The sequence below is a fragment of the Elizabethkingia bruuniana genome (assembly GCF_002024805.1).
GTDB lineage: Bacteria > Bacteroidota > Bacteroidia > Flavobacteriales > Weeksellaceae > Elizabethkingia > Elizabethkingia bruuniana.
Window position 1 is genome coordinate 2,065,374 of record NZ_CP014337.1, and the last position, 20,517, is coordinate 2,085,890.

Annotated in this window: 22 protein-coding genes; 14 read left to right on the top strand and 8 right to left on the bottom strand. The window is 35.8% G+C overall.

Translation table 11 applies throughout. The annotated features are described in order from the left end of the window. Positions 1-50: 50 nt before the first annotated feature. The 6 genes from AYC65_RS09605 to AYC65_RS09630 all read left to right on the top strand — a co-directional run bounded on the left by AYC65_RS09605 (position 51) and on the right by AYC65_RS09630 (position 7,135). The gene (locus tag AYC65_RS09605; protein ID WP_065419778.1) at positions 51-488 is read left to right on the top strand and encodes a hypothetical protein; all 438 of its coding nucleotides are present in this window, start codon (positions 51-53) and stop codon (positions 486-488) included. Positions 489-642: 154 nt separating this feature from the next. Then, a complete protein-coding gene (locus AYC65_RS09610) occupies positions 643-1,908 on the top strand; it encodes a TolC family protein (RefSeq protein WP_052114745.1) in 1,266 nt (421 codons plus the stop codon). Between the two features lie 2 nt (positions 1,909-1,910). Next, a complete protein-coding gene (locus AYC65_RS09615) occupies positions 1,911-2,837 on the top strand; it encodes an efflux RND transporter periplasmic adaptor subunit (protein WP_034870509.1) in 927 nt (308 codons plus the stop codon). A gap of 4 nt (positions 2,838-2,841) precedes the next feature. Next, a complete protein-coding gene (locus AYC65_RS09620; protein ID WP_034870510.1) occupies positions 2,842-5,871 on the top strand; it encodes an efflux RND transporter permease subunit in 3,030 nt (1,009 codons plus the stop codon). Then, positions 5,868-6,653 (top strand): phosphatase PAP2 family protein, encoded by a 786-nt coding sequence (locus AYC65_RS09625; RefSeq protein ID WP_034870511.1) that lies wholly within the window; start codon positions 5,868-5,870, stop codon positions 6,651-6,653. Before AYC65_RS09620 ends, AYC65_RS09625 begins: the two co-directional genes overlap by 4 nt. Before the next feature lie 110 nt (positions 6,654-6,763). Next, on the top strand, positions 6,764-7,135 hold the full coding sequence (locus tag AYC65_RS09630; RefSeq protein ID WP_034870512.1) for a Fur family transcriptional regulator: 372 nt from the start codon (positions 6,764-6,766) through the stop codon (positions 7,133-7,135). Between the two features lie 34 nt (positions 7,136-7,169). Here AYC65_RS09630 and AYC65_RS09635 read toward each other — a convergent pair whose 3' ends face one another. From AYC65_RS09635 to AYC65_RS21060, 4 genes are all read right to left on the bottom strand, one after another. Further along, complete coding sequence (locus AYC65_RS09635) at positions 7,170-7,454, bottom strand: hypothetical protein (protein WP_034870513.1); 285 nt, start codon at positions 7,452-7,454, stop codon at positions 7,170-7,172. A 3-nt stretch (positions 7,455-7,457) separates the two neighbouring features. Beyond that, on the bottom strand, positions 7,458-7,646 hold the full coding sequence (locus AYC65_RS09640; RefSeq protein WP_034870514.1) for a hypothetical protein: 189 nt from the start codon (positions 7,644-7,646) through the stop codon (positions 7,458-7,460). A gap of 247 nt (positions 7,647-7,893) precedes the next feature. Continuing rightward, the gene (locus AYC65_RS09645) at positions 7,894-9,591 is read right to left on the bottom strand and encodes a TonB-dependent receptor domain-containing protein (protein WP_234300283.1); all 1,698 of its coding nucleotides are present in this window, start codon (positions 9,589-9,591) and stop codon (positions 7,894-7,896) included. Positions 9,592-9,621: 30 nt separating this feature from the next. Next, positions 9,622-10,281 carry a TonB-dependent receptor gene (locus tag AYC65_RS21060; RefSeq protein ID WP_234300285.1) on the bottom strand — a complete coding sequence of 220 codons (660 nt, stop codon included), beginning with the start codon at positions 10,279-10,281 and terminating at the stop codon, positions 9,622-9,624. Between the two features lie 577 nt (positions 10,282-10,858). On the opposite strand from AYC65_RS21060, the gene AYC65_RS09650 reads away from it, so the two are divergent. From AYC65_RS09650 to AYC65_RS09675, 6 genes are all read left to right on the top strand, one after another. Beyond that, entirely contained in the window at positions 10,859-11,728 is an 870-nt protein-coding gene (locus AYC65_RS09650) for a phosphatase PAP2 family protein (protein ID WP_034870515.1), read from the top strand. Then, positions 11,673-13,193: a phosphoethanolamine--lipid A transferase EptA gene (gene eptA / locus AYC65_RS09655; RefSeq protein ID WP_034870516.1), complete on the top strand. Its 1,521-nt coding sequence runs from the start codon at positions 11,673-11,675 to the stop codon at positions 13,191-13,193. The genes AYC65_RS09650 and eptA overlap by 56 nt, the downstream gene beginning before the upstream one ends. Positions 13,194-13,273: 80 nt before the next feature. Continuing rightward, positions 13,274-14,098: a helix-turn-helix domain-containing protein gene (locus tag AYC65_RS09660; protein ID WP_034870517.1), complete on the top strand. Its 825-nt coding sequence runs from the start codon at positions 13,274-13,276 to the stop codon at positions 14,096-14,098. 71 nt (positions 14,099-14,169) lie between these two features. Next, a complete protein-coding gene (locus AYC65_RS09665; protein WP_034870518.1) occupies positions 14,170-14,739 on the top strand; it encodes a DUF417 family protein in 570 nt (189 codons plus the stop codon). Positions 14,740-14,939: 200 nt separating this feature from the next. Then, positions 14,940-16,133 carry an MFS transporter gene (locus AYC65_RS09670; RefSeq protein ID WP_034870519.1) on the top strand — a complete coding sequence of 398 codons (1,194 nt, stop codon included), beginning with the start codon at positions 14,940-14,942 and terminating at the stop codon, positions 16,131-16,133. A gap of 27 nt (positions 16,134-16,160) precedes the next feature. Further along, entirely contained in the window at positions 16,161-16,883 is a 723-nt protein-coding gene (locus AYC65_RS09675) for an MBL fold metallo-hydrolase (RefSeq protein WP_034870520.1), read from the top strand. 70 nt (positions 16,884-16,953) lie between these two features. Here the strand turns inward: AYC65_RS09675 and AYC65_RS09680 are convergent, their stop codons facing one another. The 4 genes from AYC65_RS09680 to AYC65_RS09695 all read right to left on the bottom strand — a co-directional run bounded on the left by AYC65_RS09680 (position 16,954) and on the right by AYC65_RS09695 (position 19,058). Next, positions 16,954-17,634, bottom strand: a complete 681-nt coding sequence (locus AYC65_RS09680; protein ID WP_034870521.1) for a superoxide dismutase — start codon at positions 17,632-17,634, stop codon at positions 16,954-16,956. Between the two features lie 21 nt (positions 17,635-17,655). Further along, positions 17,656-18,345 (bottom strand): SCO family protein, encoded by a 690-nt coding sequence (locus tag AYC65_RS09685; RefSeq protein WP_034870522.1) that lies wholly within the window; start codon positions 18,343-18,345, stop codon positions 17,656-17,658. Then, entirely contained in the window at positions 18,342-18,611 is a 270-nt protein-coding gene (locus AYC65_RS09690; protein WP_034870523.1) for a YHS domain-containing protein, read from the bottom strand. Before AYC65_RS09690 ends, AYC65_RS09685 begins: the two co-directional genes overlap by 4 nt. Before the next feature lie 66 nt (positions 18,612-18,677). Then, positions 18,678-19,058, bottom strand: coding sequence for a hypothetical protein (locus tag AYC65_RS09695; RefSeq protein WP_034870524.1), 381 nt, complete (start codon positions 19,056-19,058; stop codon positions 18,678-18,680). A gap of 190 nt (positions 19,059-19,248) precedes the next feature. Between AYC65_RS09695 and AYC65_RS09700 the strand changes: the two genes are divergently transcribed. Further along, entirely contained in the window at positions 19,249-20,037 is a 789-nt protein-coding gene (locus AYC65_RS09700; protein ID WP_034870525.1) for an SDR family oxidoreductase, read from the top strand. A gap of 78 nt (positions 20,038-20,115) precedes the next feature. Further along, positions 20,116-20,517 (top strand): GlcG/HbpS family heme-binding protein, encoded by a 402-nt coding sequence (locus AYC65_RS09705; RefSeq protein ID WP_052114746.1) that lies wholly within the window; start codon positions 20,116-20,118, stop codon positions 20,515-20,517.

Sequence of the window (20,517 nt, forward strand, 5' to 3'; positions counted from 1 at the left end):
TCTACAGAATGTCTACTGAGTTTTACAAAATCAATTTAAAAAAATGTAAAATGAAAATGACAATTTTAGCGTTGGTATTTGCAACGGGATTCAGCACAGTGGCGTTAGCACAAGAAAAAAAAGAGAAAAACGAAAATGTTAAAGTTCCTGCGGTTGTAGAGCAGGCATTTCAGAAAAAACATCCGAACATTAAAGCAAAATGGGAAAAAGAGGATGGAAAATACGAAGCTGGCTTTAAGCAAAACGGAAAAAAAATGAGCGTGTTATATACTGCAGCCGGTACCATGGAAGAAAGTGAAATTGAAATAGCAGCTGATCAACTTCCCGCTTCAGTTCCTCAATACATTACCCAGCACAAGCTAGGCCCTATAAAAGAAGCAGCTAAAATTACCAAAGCAAATGGTACAGTGTTATACGAAGCCGAGGTAAAATCCGGAGATGCATTATTTGATGTTAAAGGTAATTTTGTTACGTTGAAAAAAGATTAATCTTATAGAAAAATGAAATATTGATAAGGAACCGGTTGGAAGCAGCCGGTTTTTTGTTGTTATATTCTCATAAAAAAACAATCTAAAGTCCAAAAATTCAGAATCTCAACAGAATTGGATCTCATCTTTGAATCAACAATTTGAAATGGTCTGTATGGACACTATTAATAAATATCCCGCTTGGTGGTTTTTGGCCCTTATTGCTTTATCACTCTGTTTTTCTGTAAAAGCACAAACGGGGCATGCACTACCCTATTTCATTAAAACGGCACAGGCAAATAGCCCCTTGCTCAATGATTACAACAATCAGGTAACTTCCAATAAAATCGACAGTCTGAAATTAAAAGCTACTTATGGTTTTATTGTTACCGGAGAAGCCACCGCAGGTTATTCGCCTAATATTAAAGGATGGGGATATGACAATGCTCTAACCAATGGGCAATCCCTTTTTGCAGGTGTAAGAGTTGTAAAAGAATTTATAAGCCGGAATAACCTTAACACAAGATTAAAAGCCTATGATGCAAACATTGGGCAAATTTTAGCACAAAAAAATCTGAGCATCCAGACACTCAATAAACAGATTACAGATCAATATATAGCTACTTATACCAGTCAGCAACACTATGAATTAAGTCAGGAAATAATAAGCCTGCTCAATCAGGAAGATATAATTCTGAAAAAACTAACCCAAAGTTCTGTTTTTAAACAAACAGATTACCTCACTTTTAAGGTTACTTTACAGCAAAATGAGCTTACCTTACAACAGCAACAAGCCGAATGGCAAAGCAATTATGCACTACTCAATTATCTATGTGGTATTGTAGATACTCAATTTCCAACTTTAGAAGCTCCTGATATTACTAAAGCACTCTCTCCTGTTGATTTTAGAAAAAGTGTATATACTCAATCTTTTAAAGCCGACAGCCTGAAAATTGCCAATGACAGTGAAATTATAAAATACAACTATAAACCAAAAATCACTGCATTTTCCGATGGAGGATATCAGACCTCATTTGCCCAAACCTCTTATAAAAATTTTGGTTTAGGAATTGGCATGGGAGTCTCCATTCCCCTATATGATGGCCATCAGAAGAAAATGCTCCTGCAACAAAACCAACTGGCTTTACAGACACGTCAAAAATATCTGGAACAAACAGAAAGACAGTACCAACAGCAAATCTTTCAGATTCAGAATCAAATGGATCAATACTATAACATGATAAAAACTGCCAATCAACAGATTAATTATGCAAGAACTCTGGTGGAAGCTAATGCCAAGCAATTACCTACAGGGGATGTACGCATGGTAGATTTTATTTTATCCATCAATAATTTACTCAGCCTTAAAGGCAATGTCATACAGTATAAGTCAACTTTATTCAATCTGCAGAACCAAATGCAGTATTTAATCATCCAATAGCCATGAAAAAGTTTTTATACCTCATATTAGTTATTTCTTCCGTACTGAGTTGCAAAAAAAATGATGCAACCACTACTGAAGAAGCAAAAACGGAAGCAAAATCTAAAACAGAAGTGGTTATTGCTTATCCATCCGATACCATCCATCTCGATAACAATGTAACCTTGAATGCAACAGCAACTTATCTGTTAAAATCGGATGCAAAGGCCAATAGTACCGGCTATATCACAAGTATGACGGTAAGACTTGGTGATCGAATAACCCGGGGCTCTGTACTTTTTGGATTGCAAACCAAAGAAGCCAGGGCTTTAGGCAATACCATTAACAAACTGGATAAATCTTTTAGATTTAATGGAACAACAACTGTCGTTAGCCCCGCAACAGGATATGTCGTCATGTTAAACCATCAGATCGGTGATTATGTACAGGATGGAGAAATTCTGGCAACAATTACCGATGCTTCCAGCTTCGGCTTTATAGTAGATGTGCCCTATGAATATCTGCAGCTGATAAAAGATAAAAGCGCCCTATTAATAAAATTACCTGATGGCAGCAGCCTGCCTGCTACAATTGCTAAAGTAATGCCTTCAGTAGATGCTATATCCCAAACAGTAAAGGTTCTTTTAAAGGTTCCTCACAGTGATAATATTCCGGAAAATTTAATTGGTACAGTCAGCTTTTCCAAATCAACAGCCTACGGATTAGCCGTACCTAAAATGGCTGTGTTGAGTGATGAAACACAATCTTCTTTTTGGGTAATGAAAATGCTTGGTGATACAACTGCTGTAAAAGTACCAATTGTAAAAGGAGCAGAAACCGATAAATATATCCAAATAGTATCGGGGAATCTCTCAACAAAAGACAGGGTTATTACATCCGGAAACTTTGGATTGAGTGATACTGCAACTGTAAAAATAAAAAAACAGTAATCAGATGAAAAAGTCATTTTTTGTAACTTACAGAAGCCCCTTATTGATTCTGATTTTTCTCATCCTTACAGGTGGCATCTATTCTTACACCAAAATTCAATCTGCCTTGTTTCCGCAGGTTACTTTTCCGAAAATAAAGATCATTGCAGACGTAGGACAACAACCTGTTAGTCAGATGAGCGTAGGCGTAACAAAGGTATTGGAAAATGCTATAAAGAAAGTTCCTGATCTGCAGGTTCTAAAAAGCACAACCAGCCGGGGAAGTTGTGAAATATCAGCATTTCTTTCCTGGAACACTAATGTTGATCTTGCAAAACAACAGGTAGAAAGCAGCATTAATGAAGTTCGGAATCAATTACCTCCGGAGACCAATATCACGGTAGAAAAAATGAATCCTTCCATTCTACCGGTAATAGGATATTCTTTGAACTCTGATACCAAAGATCCTATAGCACTCAAACAACTTGCGCTTTATACAATCAAGCCTTTCCTCTCTCAGGTTCCCGGGGTTAGTGAGATAAGGGTAATAGGTGGGCAAGACAAAGAATTTCGGGTGCTGATGAACCAGCAAATGATGGCCCGATTAGGAATTACCTCGGCTTCGGTTGAACAGGCTATAAACAATACAAACTTTATTAAATCTAATGGGTATTCCTCTGATTTCAGATATTTATACCTAACCCTTACCGATGCACAAATACGCAATGAAAACCAGCTCAAGAATCTGGTTATCAGCAATAACGGAAACAGAATTGTATTATTAGGAGATATTGCCGAGATTAATATTCATCAGGCAAAGCAGTATATTAAAGTCAATGCTAACGGAAAAGAAAGTATTTTAATTGCTGTTATTCAGCAGCCCAATGCAAATGTTGTAGAACTGACAAAGGCAATGGATGCGAAAATTAATGATCTGCAAAAAACGCTGACTAAAGACGTAGTACTAAAGCCTTATTACGTTCAGGCAGATTTTGTAAATGATTCTATAAAGAGTGTAACAGATGCACTCTGGATAGGCCTTCTCCTCGCTATTATTGTAGCCGTTATATTCCTTCGTTCCTGGAAAGCGAGTGCTGTCATATTAATTACAATACCTATTACCCTAAGTCTTACCCTGTTGGTACTATATGCCATCGGACAAACCTTCAACATTATGACTTTAGGTGCTATTGCCGCAGCAATAGGTCTTATTATAGACGATGCTATTGTCGTAGTGGAACAGATACATCGTACACATGAGGAACACCCTGAAGAGTCATCCAAAACACTGGTGCAAAAGGCTATTAATTATTTATTAAAAGCAATGATAGGTTCTTCGTTGAGTACTATTGTTATATTTTTACCTTTCATCCTGATGAGTGGTGTTGCAGGAGCTTATTTTAAAGTAATGACAAACACAATGATCATCACTTTGGTCTGCTCTTTCTTTGCTACATGGCTGTTATTACCAATTCTTTATTTGCTTCTTTCTACGGGAAAAACAAAAGAAAAAAATCTTCAGCATCACGATGTAAAAGAAAGAAAATGGGTAGGTTTCTTTATCCATAAACCTGTCTTTAGTTATGCTTTTATATCACTGCTTATCATAAGTACTGTTCTTATTTTGCCCAACATCTCTACAGGTTTTTTACCGGAAATGGATGAAGGGAGTATTGTATTAGACTATAAATCGCCACCAGGAACTTCATTGGAGGAAACAGACCGGGAGCTAAAAGTAGTTGAAAAAATAATCGTCGCGAACCCTGCTGTTGCGGCTTATAGCAGAAGAACAGGAACCCAGATGGGATTCTTTATTACAGAGCCGAATACCGGAGATTATCTGATCCAGCTAAAAAAGAACCGAAATAAGACTACTGCAGAAGTTACAGATGAAATCCGTTCAAAAATAGAAGCTTCCGGACTTCCTTTAACGGTAGATTTCGGGCAGGTAATTTCTGATATGCTGGGTGATTTGATGAGTAGTGTTCAGCCTATTGAAATTAAAATATTTGGTACTGATCAAAAGGTCATTGAAAATTACTCAAAAAAAGTATCTGATATTGTCGCAAAAGTAAATGGTACTGCCGATGTATTTGATGGAATTGTTATCGCTGGTCCTTCAATGATTGTTACTCCCAAACTACAAGTGCTGGCTCAGTATCAGATTTCTCTGCCAGATTTCCAAAGCCAGCTCCAGGCCAATTTGGATGGGAATATTGCCGGCAATATTTTTGATCAAGTTCAGTTCACGCCTATCAGACTGTTATACAACAACAGAACTAACCAGTCCCTGAGCGACATTAATAACAGCATGATTTCATTACCCAACGGAACTTTGAAACCATTAAGTGAGTTTGCTACAGTCAATATTACCAGTGGTTCTGCAGAAGTCAACAGAGAAGATTTACAAACTTTAGGAATCGTAACAGCCAGGTTGGATAATGGAGATTTGGGTGGAACGATTAAAGAAATCCAAAAGCAAATTGATCAAAAAATAAAACTACCGACGGGATACAATATCGTTTATGGCGGGGCATACGCAGAGCAGCAGAGATCATTCAAAGAACTCTTCGTTATACTGGGGGTTTCCTGTCTGCTAGTATTCTCAGTTATGCTTTTCCTCTTCAGGAATATTACTGTAGCCTTTCTTATTTTATTTATTTCTGTTTTGGGTATTTCCGGAGGGATATTGCTCTTATACCTTACCAATACACCGCTTAATGTAGGAAGCTATACAGGATTGATTATGATGGTGGGAATTATTGGAGAGAATGCTATTTTCACATACTTACAATTTCATGAAAGCCTTGCATCCAAAACAAAAGAGCAGGCCATTATATATGCTATCAGTACAAGGCTCCGACCAAAACTAATGACTGCTTTAGGTGCTATTATAGCTTTAATGCCTTTGGCGTTGGGCATTGGTACAGGCGCACAAATGCACCAGCCGCTCGCCATTGCTGTAATTGGTGGATTTCTGGTAGCCTTGCCACTTTTACTTATTGTATTTCCGACTTTATTAAACAAAATTCAATCAAAACATACCGAAGAATGAAATTCTTAATCTTTCTCTTATTGCCATTAGCAATATTTGCCCAGAATGACAGCCTTAATACACAGGCTAAGGATAGTCTTGTTAGCATAACACATAGCAGCATAGCCAAAGATAGTTTGTCTGTACATCCTTCTTTTCAGTTAAAACCTAAACAGTTTATCATACCCGGGGTCTTAATTACCTATGGCGTATTGGCTACAGAAACCAAATGGTTTAAAAAAATAAACTTTGATACCCGAAACGAAATAACTGAGGACCATCCTACCTTTAGAACTACAATCGATAATTATACTCAATTTGTACCCGGCGCTGCAGTCTTTGCTCTTCAGGCCTTTGGAGTAAAAGGGGAAAGCTCGGTAAAAAAAGAATTAATTGTATATGCAATGTCTTTAGGAATTTCTACAGCCATTGTAGTACCCACTAAGAAATTAACACATCAGGAAAGACCTGATGGCAGCAATAATCAGTCTTTTCCATCAGGACATACAGCTTTAGCCTTTGCTTCCGCCGAATTTCTTCGCAGAGAATATTGGAATGTTTCTCCATGGATAGGTATTGCAGGTTATGCCGTTGCTACAGGAACAGGGATTCTAAGGATGTATAATAATAAGCATTGGCTGGGTGATGTTGCAGCAGGAGCTGGAATAGGAATTCTTTCCACTACTCTTTCTTACTGGCTTTATGATAAAATCCATATTGGCGGAAATGCCAAACATCAGGCCTTTTTGTTTCCCGGATATAGTAATAAACAATTTACGATAGGCTTTGTAAAGCAATTTTAATTGCTTCTGAAATAATTCAAAAGTAAGTACTGCTTCATGTTCATTTATCTGTGAAAAATAAAACTTATCTTTATATTTGCAATACTATTGCAGATTAAATATTCAAAAAAATGAGAAACACGATTGCCAAAGCAAAAATACTGGAACTGATTAATCATTCTGAGGTTGCGCTGTCTCATTCTGAAATAGAAAAATTGACGGAAGGATTGTGCAACAGAGTTACCATATACCGTGTACTAGACAGATTAACGGAAGAAGGACACATCCATAGGTTTATCAACATAGACGGTCATCAGAAATTTGCTGCCTGTCATCATTGTGATGCCCAGCACCATCATAACCATGCACACTTTAGCTGTACACAGTGTGGGACAGTTTCTTGTCTGGAAGATGTAGAACCTGTTTATAAACTTCCAAAGGAATATAAAGTACAGGATATGAACTTTGTCCTATCTGGCGTTTGCCCGAGATGTGTTAAATAATAAAAATATTTAACACTCTTATCTTTATCGGGATCTATGTCATCAGATCGATTCTTTCTTTTACCTGTTTTCTTGTGATAAAAAACATAATGAAGTAAAAGAAAAAACTTGGCAATAAAACAATATAATAATCCGGAAGATCGTCTTTTGTTATTTGTGCTATTCTCTTCGAGTTATTAAATGCCAGACCAATAAACAGCATTGCAGCCAAATAAATAATAATTGATATTCCTGATCTTCCAAATGCTGTTAATACGGCAAGTATATATAAAATAAAACCAAGAGTAGAGTTTATATTAAATTTTCTATACTCAGTCATCACTTATTCATATTGCAGGTTATAAAGATTCCCTGATAATTTCAGTTCTTCAGAAGTTATGCCTCTGCCTTTAAGGATCTCAATTGCAGCTTCACGAAGCTCTAAGGGATATCCGTGCTTCTTATGGTTCTTCACAACATCAATTAGCAAACCAGTCTGCATATTTTTAAGCTTTTCAATTCGTTCGTCCATGTTATTAGTTAATTAGTATATAGAAAATTAATAAAATTATCTGATAATTAAACTAATAAGTCTTATAATATTCATTTTTTATTGTTTATTGAATAAAAATTAAAAACTAATCTCATAGATAAGGCTAAAATTGAACATTTTTAGATAATGGTATTATCTGATAAAGCCTAAAGTCCTAAACACTAAATATAATGGCCTTTACCAGATTAAGTAAAGGCCACTATAGCATTAAATAAAGTGTTGTATATTACACTTTTATCTTTACACCTACAGAAATATTAATACCTGGTAATGGAGCCAAAAACTTCAGAGGTGAATTTTGTGGTCTGGCTTCTTTATTCAGCAGATTATTTCCGGTAACATAATATTCAATATTCAAATTACTTAAGGTACTTTCATAAGAAATACGGGTATTTAAAAGCGAATATGCCGGCATAGGAAGTTCCGGATTGATGTTTTTACCAAGATATTTTTGTTTCATATAATGATCCAAAGACACATTGAGACTAAACCTGTTAATAGTACCCGCCAGATTAAATCCGAATCTGCTGGTAGGCATATTCGGCATATAATCTCCATCACTCCATTTTCTGATGGAAGAATCCGCTACACTTATATTCCGTACCAAATCGAAATAAGAACCGAATTCCCATTTTCCAAATTTAGTCAGGTCAAATTTGTATGCTGCTTCTGCTTCAATACCATTGATTTCAGTGTTATCACTACGCCATTCTTTTACCGAAAATCCTCCGGCTCTGGAGATACCTGTATGGGCCAGATAAATATAATTATCATATTTTGTATGATACCAGCTCGCTGCCAGTCGCACATTCTTTAGATTTAGTCCGCCGCCAATTTCCCAAGTTTTAGCAACTTCTTTATCTAGTCTGTCATCTCCATTTTCCTCTACCATTAGTGCATAATGATTGTTTCCTGCATAAAGCTCATTTATTTCGGGAGCCCTTTCAGAGTGGTTGTACTGTGCTTTTAAATAGCCTTTTTTAAATATATTCCAAGTCATTCCTGCATGATACTGATTTAGGGTAAAATCTCTGTCAGAAAGTTTTCCACCAGACATGCCACGACTTCTCACATAGTTTTTATCTGCATCCGCTCTTCGCTGTACATGATCATTGCGGTAACCTAAATCGAATTCAAGAAAATTGAAGTTAAGGTGCTGCATCGTATAGAATCCTATTTCACGGCTGATATTATTGGGTAAATAACGTAGATTTCCACTCCCATCCATTTCACGGTATTGTACTTCTACACCTGTTGTTCCTGTTAAGAATTTTATCTTTTGCTGTACTAATTCTACACGCCCGTTGTGCTGATTTACATCAAGCTGATTAGCTCTTCGTCTGCCCAACATTTCTGTATTCTCAGAAAAAACACCCATATAGCTCAGTTTTATACCGGCCAAAGGAAAGTTTCGGAATTTGTAAGCAGATTCCAGCATGGCCTTATGCGTTAAGCTCATTACATTAATCGGAAGATAGTCTATTTTTTCCTGAGGCTTATTACCATGTGAATGTTCCGGCATCTTTGGCATTGCATAACCCGGAGCACCAAAGTAGGAGTAAGAATTCTGATAAGCCGCTCCTACATAAAAGGATTCCCCAACATAACCGGTACCAATATGAAAAGAGTTTCTCTCCGAATGGCTGTTTGTAATCTCTCCGTCTTTTACAGGACCTAAATCTTTTATACTGTTTACTTCTCTTCTGTAACGGTCTTTCGTAGCGTCTTGTCCGGGGATGTATAGATCATTTTTAGGATTTGGATAATCCTTTCCGTCTTTCGAATTCCTGTAGGTTGGTCTGAAAGTATAAAGATCATCTTCTGAAAGTTCATATTCCACAAAATGGTCTTTTGCAAACTGGTCTATATAAGGAAAAAGACTTTTATTCAGTACATTTCTGGAACGCACATCCAATTGGCACATTGCCTGTAGTCCACTGTCAAATCCTACCAGCTAGGGATCGTAACAACGGGGATCTTTGGACGATCCGGGAATCCGTACAACATCCTGTTTATAATTGTTTGCACCTACCGTCCATGCCCAGTTTTTTCCAACTTTACCTTTGGCTGAAAATCCCTGCCTCTGACCGCTATTAGTTCCGCCTTCCAAAAACCCTTTGAATTCGAAAGCTTTTGCAGGGAGCTGTCGTGGTATATAATCTGTTTCCAAATCAACCGCTCCGCCAATAGCTTTACCTCCGTACAATACTGCCGCCGAACTTTTATATACTGTAATACTCTGCACATTATTAATCTCAGTATCAATATTCAAATCCGGGCTAATTCCCGAGAGATCATTCACTGCAACACCATTTTCCAATACTCTTACCCTATTCCCGCTAAGACTACGAATTACGGGAGCTCCGGAATTAGGTCCATAATAAGAATTCTGAATTCCCGGAATTTTACTTAAAGTTTCACCAAGTGTTCCGGATTGTATAAAATCAAGAGTTTTCCGAGGAACAGTTAAGGCATCCAGATTTTGTTTTCCGGAGACATTGACTGACTCAATATTTTTCACCGGATCTTTTACGGTAGTTTTTTCCTGAGCTTTCAGGTTAGAAGAGTATGAAATAAAACAACTCCCCATTAAAAAAATAACAGCATTCTTCATATATAATCATATTTTAATACAGAGCAAAGCTATAAATTCCATTTCAATAACGCAACATTGTTGCGTTATTGAAATGGAATATTATCACTTTAATATTTTTTTTAACCTTATAAATCAGTAAAATAAATAGATATAAAACCAGAAAATAAATATTAGCAGTAAGATATTTTATACTCAACATTCTATAAACGCATTACATCATCTATATTTACCCGTTCATCATTTAAGTTTAAATTTCTCAAAGCATTATAGTTTATTTGCAGCATCATAATTAAGATGATTAAAACTATAGCACTAACTTTAACTGGCTCCGAAACAAAGAAGCATTAAGCTAATATGAACATTATCAATGTTAAATCGCTTGTAATATGAACATTAAATAATATACAACTAAATCTACTGCATCCTATTTTTGCAAAAAAATATAACGTCATAGGTTAATGTAGTACAAGAGACATAGCTAAATTAAACACTATTATAAAATATAGTATATAAGTAGCAATAAAAATATTATATAATTGATTAATATTGTGTATATTGCAGCCCAGAAAAAGATTAGAACAAAAAATTAAACACTATGCACAAAACTACTACTGACAACTACGTTAAACTTCATCTCTATTTATTCTATGTGCCGGTGATTCTGGTTGCTTTGGTTGTTTTTTTTCTTTATATCAGTGGATCTCTAAATGTTGGGGCCTATATACAGCTTCAGACACCTTTATTTTTTCTGATCAATTCCAAACTATCACAATATCCAAGTGTACAGTACAATCTTACCCAATTGGGAGATGCACTTGTATTTTTATCGTTTTTAACTATTCTTATTGTCTATGCACCGAAAGTATGGGGCGCATTAATAACCGCTTCAATAATTTCAGCAATATTCTGTACCCCTATAAAGTCTTTATTTGCCGTACCAAGACCTGCTGCAGTCTTTGATAATAGCAGCTTCACAATTATTGGAAAAACATTATCAGGGCATAATAGTTTACCTTCCGGGCACTCTATTACTATTTTTACAATCCTTACAGTTTTATTATTTTCGTTTATGCCTAAAAAACTAAATTATAAAATTATCTGGATTGCTACATTTACGTTTGCAGGACTGATGATTGCCTTTACAAGAGTAGGTGTTGGGGCACATTATCCTTTAGATGTTATTGCAGGTGCTGTACTTGGCTATCTATCGGGAATTTTAGGTATATTTATCAATCAGAAATATAAAACATGGACATGGATAAGTGATAAAAGGTACTATCCTGTTTTCATGCTAGTTATTGCAATTTGTAGTATTGTTTTAATCAATAAGCTTATTAATGAAAAGTTGATCATATTTTATTTATCACTAATTAATCTTATGGTTGTACTTCATATAATTACCAATATATATGCTAAAAAGAAATTTAAAATTACGAGATTTTTCATTATTAATAAGCTTTCTTAATTTTCTATTATTTCATCTTCCGTTTTTCAAGTTTGTCGTAGGTAATGTTGATTACAAAACCTTTAGCGGCGTAAGTATTATTATAAGCCTGGTCATATTAATGCTGGCTGCAAACTTCTTTACTTTTTATCTTATCCTTTTTCTGTCACGCATAGCAGGAAAGGTTTTACTGGTATTATTTTTTATCATCAACTCTATTGCAGTCTATTTTATCAATACCTATAGTGTAATAATAGATGAGAGTATGATTGGAAATATACTCAATACCAATTATGAAGAGTCCAGCAGTTTTTTCTCTTTTAAACTTATACTATATCTTGTTATACTTGGTATACTCCCCTCTGTCTTTATTATTAAAGCAAAGATTATAAAAGAGACGCCAAAGAAATTTCTGATTACCTCTTCACTCACTTTACTATTTATGGTTATCCTGGCATTTGCTAATGCTAGCAACTGGCTATGGATTGATAAAAATTCAAAAACATTGGGTGGACTTGCTATGCCCTGGTCATATACGGTCAACATTTCTCTTTTTTATATCCATCAGGCTAAAAAGAATGAAAAGGAAATATTATTGCCAGATGCCAAAATAAAGGATACCCAAAAGTCTGTTATGGTTCTGGTTATAGGGGAATCTGCAAGAAGAGAGAATTTTTCGTTATATGGATATAAGAAAAATACAAATCCTTTACTTTCTAAAACTCCCGGGGTTCATAGTTTCAATGCTACATCTTGTGCAACCTATACCACTGCTGGTGTAAAATGTATTCTGGAGCATAAAAACACCGATGATCTATATGAAATCTTACCAAATTATTTATCACGAAATGATGTAGATGTAATCTGGAGGACAACCAACTGGGGAGAACCTCCTGTACACATTAAAAACTACCAGAACAAAGAGAGTCTGGAAGCAAAATGTAAAGGTGAAGATTGTGGATATGATGGTGTTCTTTTAAACGGATTAAAAGAAGAAATAATGGCCAGTAAAAAGAATAAAGTACTAATCATTTTACATACCAGCACAAGCCACGGCCCTACCTATAGCAAAAAGTATCCTTCACGTTTTGAAACTTTTAAACCTGTATGCAATAGTGTGGAATTAGGAAATTGTTCTAAAGAACAGCTCATCAATGCTTATGATAATACCATTGTTTATACTGACTATATTTTACACAGCATAATTGAAGATCTGAAACAACTGAATGGATACAACAGTGCCATGATGTATGTATCAGATCACGGAGAATCTTTAGGTGAAAAGAACCTGTATATGCACGGTGTTCCTATCAGTATTGCTCCAAAGGAACAATATGAAATTCCTTTTATTGTATGGGTATCTGATGGCTCGAAACAGCTGAAACCTAACAATACTGTTTCTCAGAATCAGGTATTTCACAGTGTTCTAAATTTCTTAGGAGTGCAAAGTCCTATTTATGATGAAAAAATGAACATTTTTAAATAATTAAGATTTATCCCTGAGTAAAAAAGATAATTGATAACTTTAGGGATCAGTCATTCATAAAAAAAATATCTGCTTCTGACATGCCGATTCAGATTAATCATATCACTACTGAAACAAATCAGGACCCGCAACATAAAGCTTTTTACCAGGTTTTTCTAATTCAGGGTCCAACAAAAGTTGTAGTAGATTTCACCACTTACGAGATTACAACTCCGGCATTATTGTTCCTAAGCCCTTATCAGCATATTACATGGACAAAACCATCAAATTCGCCAGTGATACAACTTTTGTTTCATGGAGATTTTTATTGTATTGAATACCATAAACAGGAGGTTGCCTGCAATGGATTATTATTCAATAATATTTACCTGTTACCATACGTTGCCTTAAGTCCAGGATCATTCCGGGAAATTGAAGAAATTATCCTGAAAATAGAAAAGGAACTCAATGATCATTCTGATTTTTCAGAGGCTGTTATTAAAGCATATCTACAGGTTATCCTTGCACTATCCAGCAAAGTAAAGAAATCTTATATCGAAGATAATGCAGCTATAGTCTTACCATATGAGAATTATGAAGGCAGTGAGTTTCAGAAATTATTGGAAGAAAATTTTGCTCAGGAAAAATCAGTTAATTTTTATGCAGAAAAACTTTGTCTGAATACAGATACATTCAGCAAAAAAATAAAAAGCCAACTGGGTAAAACACCTTCTGCATTTATTCAGGAACGCATAGTTCTGGAATCTAAAAAGCTATTACATCTCACCCGTCTTTCTATAAAGGAAATTGCTTCACAATTAAATTTCCAGGATGAACATTATTTCAGCCGATATTTTAAAAAGAATGTTGGTGTTTCTCCATCAGAATTCAGAACCAAAACAGGAATTTCCATTGTAGCGGAATAGTACACGATAAAGACGAATTTGTCCATGTCATCAGAATATTACAGGCAATAGCTTTGTAATAAAAAAAGAACATGAAAAATTTACTTCACTTACTGGTCAACGGACAGCATTATTTCATCAATATTCTTCGTATTTCTATTTTCATTGTAATGGCATGGATTGGTGGTCTGAAAGCCTTTCAGTACGAAGCTGATGGTATTGTGCCTTTTGTTACCAATAGTCCTTTTATGAATTTTTTATACCAGAAGAAAGCTCCGGAATATCAAGAATACAAAAATCCTGAAGGAAAAATGGTAGAAAAAAATATTGAATGGAATAAAGCCAATGGTACTTATGTTTTTGCATATGGGCTTGGAACTGTTATAGTATTAATTGGTTTACTTAACTTAGGCGGTGTTTGGTCTCCTAAATTTGGCTTATATGGAGGCATACTGACTTTTCTGATGTCTCTTGTCACCTTATCATTCCTCATCACGACTCCCGAAGCTTATGTTCCGAATTTGGGTGGAGACTTTCCTACTCCACAGCATGGCTTCCCTTACCTTTCAGGTGCCGGACGATTAGTTCTGAAAGATATTATTATGATGGCTGCAGGATTGGTTACGGCTTCGGAATCTGCAAAACAGCTTTTGAAAAAATAATTTAATATTTAAATTTACAAGCCTTATAGGTTCAAAGGATCTATAAGGTTATATCAAATGCTGTAATTATAAAAATTATCTAATTGCTGTATAGATAATCTACAAATAAAGTGCTTTTCATATTTAGAAAATATGCAGAAATTAGCGCTACCGTAGCTATGACGTCTCTATTACGTTGGTTTTCCTTACGGACATCTATAATGAATACGATTATAAAGGCTAAAAAAGACAGCAAACGCTTCAGAAATATAAAATTGTGTATTTTTCTTTCGGGGCTCTCTGTATTTGCACAGCTTTATTTGTTCCAACCTCTGCTTCCAATGGTTGCAGCTCATTTTAACCGCTCCGTTGGTGATAGTTCATTATTAGTTTCTTCTGCCACAGCAGGAATGGCTCTGGGACTTTTTTTCTTTGCTTTTAAAGCAGATCAGTTTTCGAGGAAAAAATTAATGGTGTTTTCATTGATAACTTCTGCAGTACTTACTATTATTTCTGCCCGTATAGAAAGCCTTACCCTATTAATTGCAATCGGCGTTATTAAAGGTTTTGTGATATCCGGAGTTTCGGCAGTGGCTCTTGCCTACCTCACCGAAGAAGTAGATCTGGCTATTGTAGGCCTTGCTATTAGCATGTATGTAAGTGGTAATACAATAGGAGGAATGAGTGGCAGAATACTCGCAACGATTGTTTCCGGAGAATTGGGTTGGCAGACTGCTGTTCTGGCAATAGGAATCGAAAGCTTATTACTTGGATTGGTATTTTGGAAATTTTTCCCTGAATCACATTTTTTCACACCACAGAAAACTGATTTTATCCAGAAGTTCAAACAGATGAGAAAGTTTCTGTCAGATCCTTATATGCTTAGATTATATGGTATTGCAGCATTATTGATGGGGGTATTTGTAAGCGTATACAATTATCTTACATTCCGCCTCGAAGCTCCTCCATTCTCATTACACCATATTTTTGTTGCCTTTATTTTTCTCATGTATACTTTTGGTGTATTTGGTACGATGGCCACCAGTAGACTGGTCAAAAGATATGCTCCGGAGAATATTCTGAAGGTTTTTATCATCAGTATGTTTATTGGGGTAGCAATGTTGTTTTCTAAACACATTTATATACTTATCATAGGTCTTGCACTGCTTACTTTTTCGTTTTTTGCAGTACACACTATGGCCAGCAGAATGGTTGCCATGCATGCTAAAGAAGGAAAAAGCTCGGCTACATCCATTTACTGGCTGGTCTATTATCTTGGCTCCAGTGTACTTGGAAGTGGTACAGGCTATCTTTTGCATGCAACTTCATGGATGGGCTTTATCCTGTTTCTGATGTTTGTTATTTTTATGACATTCTTTCTTACAGCTAAAAGCAACAAGGTAAATCAAAATTAAATTAATTAAGAAAACATAAAAAAGTACATGAAGATTATCCCTTTAAAAGAAGGTAACTTTTCTGTTAACTCTCAAAAAGAGTTTGTATTATTAGAAAAAGCAGGCATATCCCCCGGGTTAAAAATGGCCATTCAGCCTTTTCTTATTATTACCGGACAAGACTATATATTACTGGATGCCGGAATTGGATGGAAAGAAGACAATACACAGACAATATTTCAAAGGCTTGCTGAGGCTGGAATAAAACCAGAGCGAATTAATAAGATCTTGCTCTCCCATCTTCATAAAGACCATATAAGCGGGCTGGTTAACAGGACTCCGGAAGGTATGAAACTAAATTTTCCGGGAGCCAAAATATACCTCCAGGAAAGAGAGTATAATTTTGCACTCACAAAAGAAGGCAGCCCTTCTTACGATTTGGATATATTGCGTTTTGCAGTACAGCATTCGGAACTGGTGTGGATGAATGAAAATAGCGGAAATATTACAGATGAAATATCTTTTGAAGTCACTGGTGGGCACTCTCCTTTTCATCAGGTTTTCTGGATTAAGGAAAATAATGACACTGCTTTTTATGGTGCAGATAATCTGCCTCAAAGTACTTATTTTAAATATCATTTGGCTTATAAGTCGGATTTTGACGGCAAAAAAGCTTTACAGGATCGCATAAAATGGGAAAAACTGGCAAAAGAAGAAAATTGGAAAGTCTTATTTTATCACGATATGGAATATCCGTTTATTTCTTTTTAAGTCCGGCAAAACAAAAAACACCACTAAAGATTAGTGGTGTTTTTGTTATAGATTAACGTCTGATCTCAGATTATTCAGTCTTCCCGTTTAAAGCGGCTTCATATCTCTTATTAATCTCTTTCCAGTTAATTACATTCCAGATAGCACTTAGGTAATCAGCTCTTTTATTCTGATACTTCAGATAGTAAGCGTGTTCCCATACATCGATTCCTAAAACAGGTATACCTTTCACCTCAGCAATATCCATCAATGGATTATCCTGATTTGCAGTAGAAGTAATAGCTAGTTTCTTCTCCGGCGTTACAATAAGCCATGCCCAACCAGAACCAAAACGATCTGCTCCGGCTTTGCTCATTTTTTCTTTAAAAGCATCGAAGCTTCCAAAAGACTGATTAATAGCTTTTGCCAGTTTTTCTGATGGTTGTGTATTCTTTTCAGGTGTAAGGATTGTCCAGAACAACTCGTGGTTATAATGACCACCAGCATTATTTCTTACCGCAGGAGTCTGTTTCGAGATTCCGGAAAGTATTTTCACAAGGCTTTCCTTTTCCAGAGGTGTTCCGGTGATAGCCTTATTTAAATTTGCTACATACGCTGCTCCATGCTTGCTATAATGTATTTCCATTGTTTGTGCATCAATTGATCCTTCCAATGCATTATAAGCATAAGGTAATGGTGCTTGCTTAAATTGTGCTGATACCAGCTGTGCCACAAGTACAAAGCCTAATGTGGCTGCTCCAAATAATTTCATAGTATTGTATTTTATGATTCGTTATTTCAAAAGTTTTTTAATGTCTTCTATCAAAAGCTCCCTGTCCGGATGGTATTTGCCACTTAGCTCAGCTTCCTTACCCTCAGGATCTTTGTAATTCAGCCCGGAATAATACAGAATAGGCATTCCGTCTTTGCCATATCTGCTACGTATATTACCATTTTTGTCTACAAGAGCTATCATTCCGCTGTGATTAAGACTTTCAGCCTGATCTTCTTTATCACCAACATAAATATTGAACTGATCAGCTATTTTCCCTATATAATCTCTGTCACCGGTGAGGAAATGCCAGTTAGGAGATTTAGCCCCCATCATTGCAGCATGATTTTTCAATACTTCTGGCGTATCATTTGTTGGATCTATACTAATAGAGATAATTCCGAAATCAGGATTATTAATCTGATCCTCTATATGCCGCATATTGTGATTCATTACAGGACAGATTGTAGGACAGCGGCTATAAAAAAATTCCACCAGATAAACTTTCCCCTGCATATCGTGGTTAGTAACCTTTTTATTATTCTGGTCAGTAAGATTAAATTCAGGGACCTTCATTACAGTATAAAGATCTTTCTTAAAATAGCCTATTCCGAGTCCAATCGTTACAAATACCACAGCCAATACGATCAATGGAATTACAATTTTAGTCCTTGAAGACTGCTGAGGCTTCCCCTTGCTTCTGCTTTTCATTTTTGCACATATTTATCAGGATTCTTCTTGAAGGTCTTTTTACAATTGTCACTACAGAATCCATAGATATTTCCTTTATAAACGGCTGTATCTTTTAAAAATTCTGCAGTCTTCATATGACAGACCGGATCATCTTCATTTACCACTTTCACATTTTTCAAGTTAGGTCCCTCTCCCGCTTTCATTACATGTTTTACAGTCGGCTCTTGTTTCGCACAGGAGAAAATTGATACTGAGCATAGTATCATCAATATATATTGTTTCATTATTTTCCGATAAATTATAAACTAAAATCCAATGCTTTACGTCTTAAAAGCATCTCGTTGTAAAAATTAAAATAATGAAACCAAAGGAGGTCTGAATATCCTGGAATGAGAGGTAAAGTCGTAGAAATCGGTGTAATAAATGGATGGTTTTACTTTATGGGTAATACTAGTGAGCAATGACTTAAAAGTAAACGTATCATTTACAATAAAAGCATCAATAAAACCGGAAATATTAATCTTGGAATTTTCCTGTTTTGGAGAATTGCCAGATACCTTTACCAGTTCTTTGGACAGGTAACATATACCATTACAGTCTAATTGCGGACGATTTCTGTTTTCACAAAGTCTGTTCACAATATAATCGTAATTCAGGGCATAGTCCAGCAATGGCAGTACAGGCCGTAATGCGATTGTAAATATGATGAATATCGAAATAAGTGACTTCAATTACCAACTTTTGTCAGTCAAAGGTACAAATACAAAACTTGTTTTCTTTCGCCAAATGATGAAAGTCATGCATAAATTAACATGTCTTCAAAACATGGGCTTTCCAACAATATATAATTGAACTTCTTGGCAATAAATTTTATAACTATTTAGACCAATTTTGCTCTGTAACATTTAAAACACAATTTATATGAGCAAGACCATTTTAATTACAGGAGCGGCAAGTGGCTTTGGTAAAATTGCAGCATTTGAACTGGCAAAAAGAGGACATAAAGTCATTGCAACAACTCAGGTTTATCCTCAGATGAGCGATCTTATAAGAGAAGCCGGAGAAAAAGGAATTGAGCTAATAGTAGACAAACTCGATGTAACAAATCCACGTGATATTATCTATGCACACAAAAAATATGACATTGATATCCTGATAAGCAATGCCGGAATTATGGAAGGAGGCCCAATAGCAGAACAGCCTTTGGAACTGATCCGTTCCATGTTTGACATTAATGTATTTGGAGCGCTGGAGCTGGCACAGGGATTTATTAAGAAATTTGTTGCTAAAAAATCTGGTAAAATTGTATTTACCTCATCGATGGGAGGCTTATGGACTGTTCCTTATGTTGCGGCATATTGTGCCTCCAAGCATGCACTGGAAGCCATTGCAGAAGGACTAAAAACAGAACTGGAACCATTTGGTATTAAAGTAGCAACATGCAATCCCGGAGTATTTGGTACAGGGTTTAACGACCGTGGCGTAGACTCCATATCCCGTTGGTATGATCCGAGCGTAAATTTTACTTCTCCATCTGCATTTGACGGAGCTGCAGAATCTTTGGCTCACCAACTTGATCCTCAATCTATGGCAGAAGTTATTGTCGATGTTGCACTGAACGATAACTCAAACTTCAGAAATGTACATCCTAAAGAAACTGAAGATTTTGTAAAACAATTGCAGGCAGAAGCATGGAATGCTAAAAGCTAATTAAATTTCCTATAAAAATATACAGACAGTCATAAAAATCTGTCTGTATATTTCAGATATTACTTAAACACAAAGACTATGGATATATTATATGATCAAGCTGTAAAAACAATGAATGCAGCCATTACAAAAGCTAGAGAAATTGGAATTCCGGTAAGTATTGCTGTGGTAGATTCCGGCGGGCACCTTGTATCTTTTGCAAGGCTAGACAGTGTATATGGTGTGATAGATTTTGCTGTAAAAAAAGCCAGAACTGCTGTAATGTTCGGTACAGACAGCGATATTATGGGTAGTATAATTGCAGGCTCGGAGTTACACGGATACGGAATGATTAATTCAAATAATGGATTGCTCACTATAGCGGGCGGAACAGTTATAAAAAATAAAGAAGGGAATATTATCGGAGCAATAGGTGTTTCCGGAGGGACCCCCGGACAGGATAAAGAAATTGCGTACTTGGGAGCTAAAGTTCCCTTATAA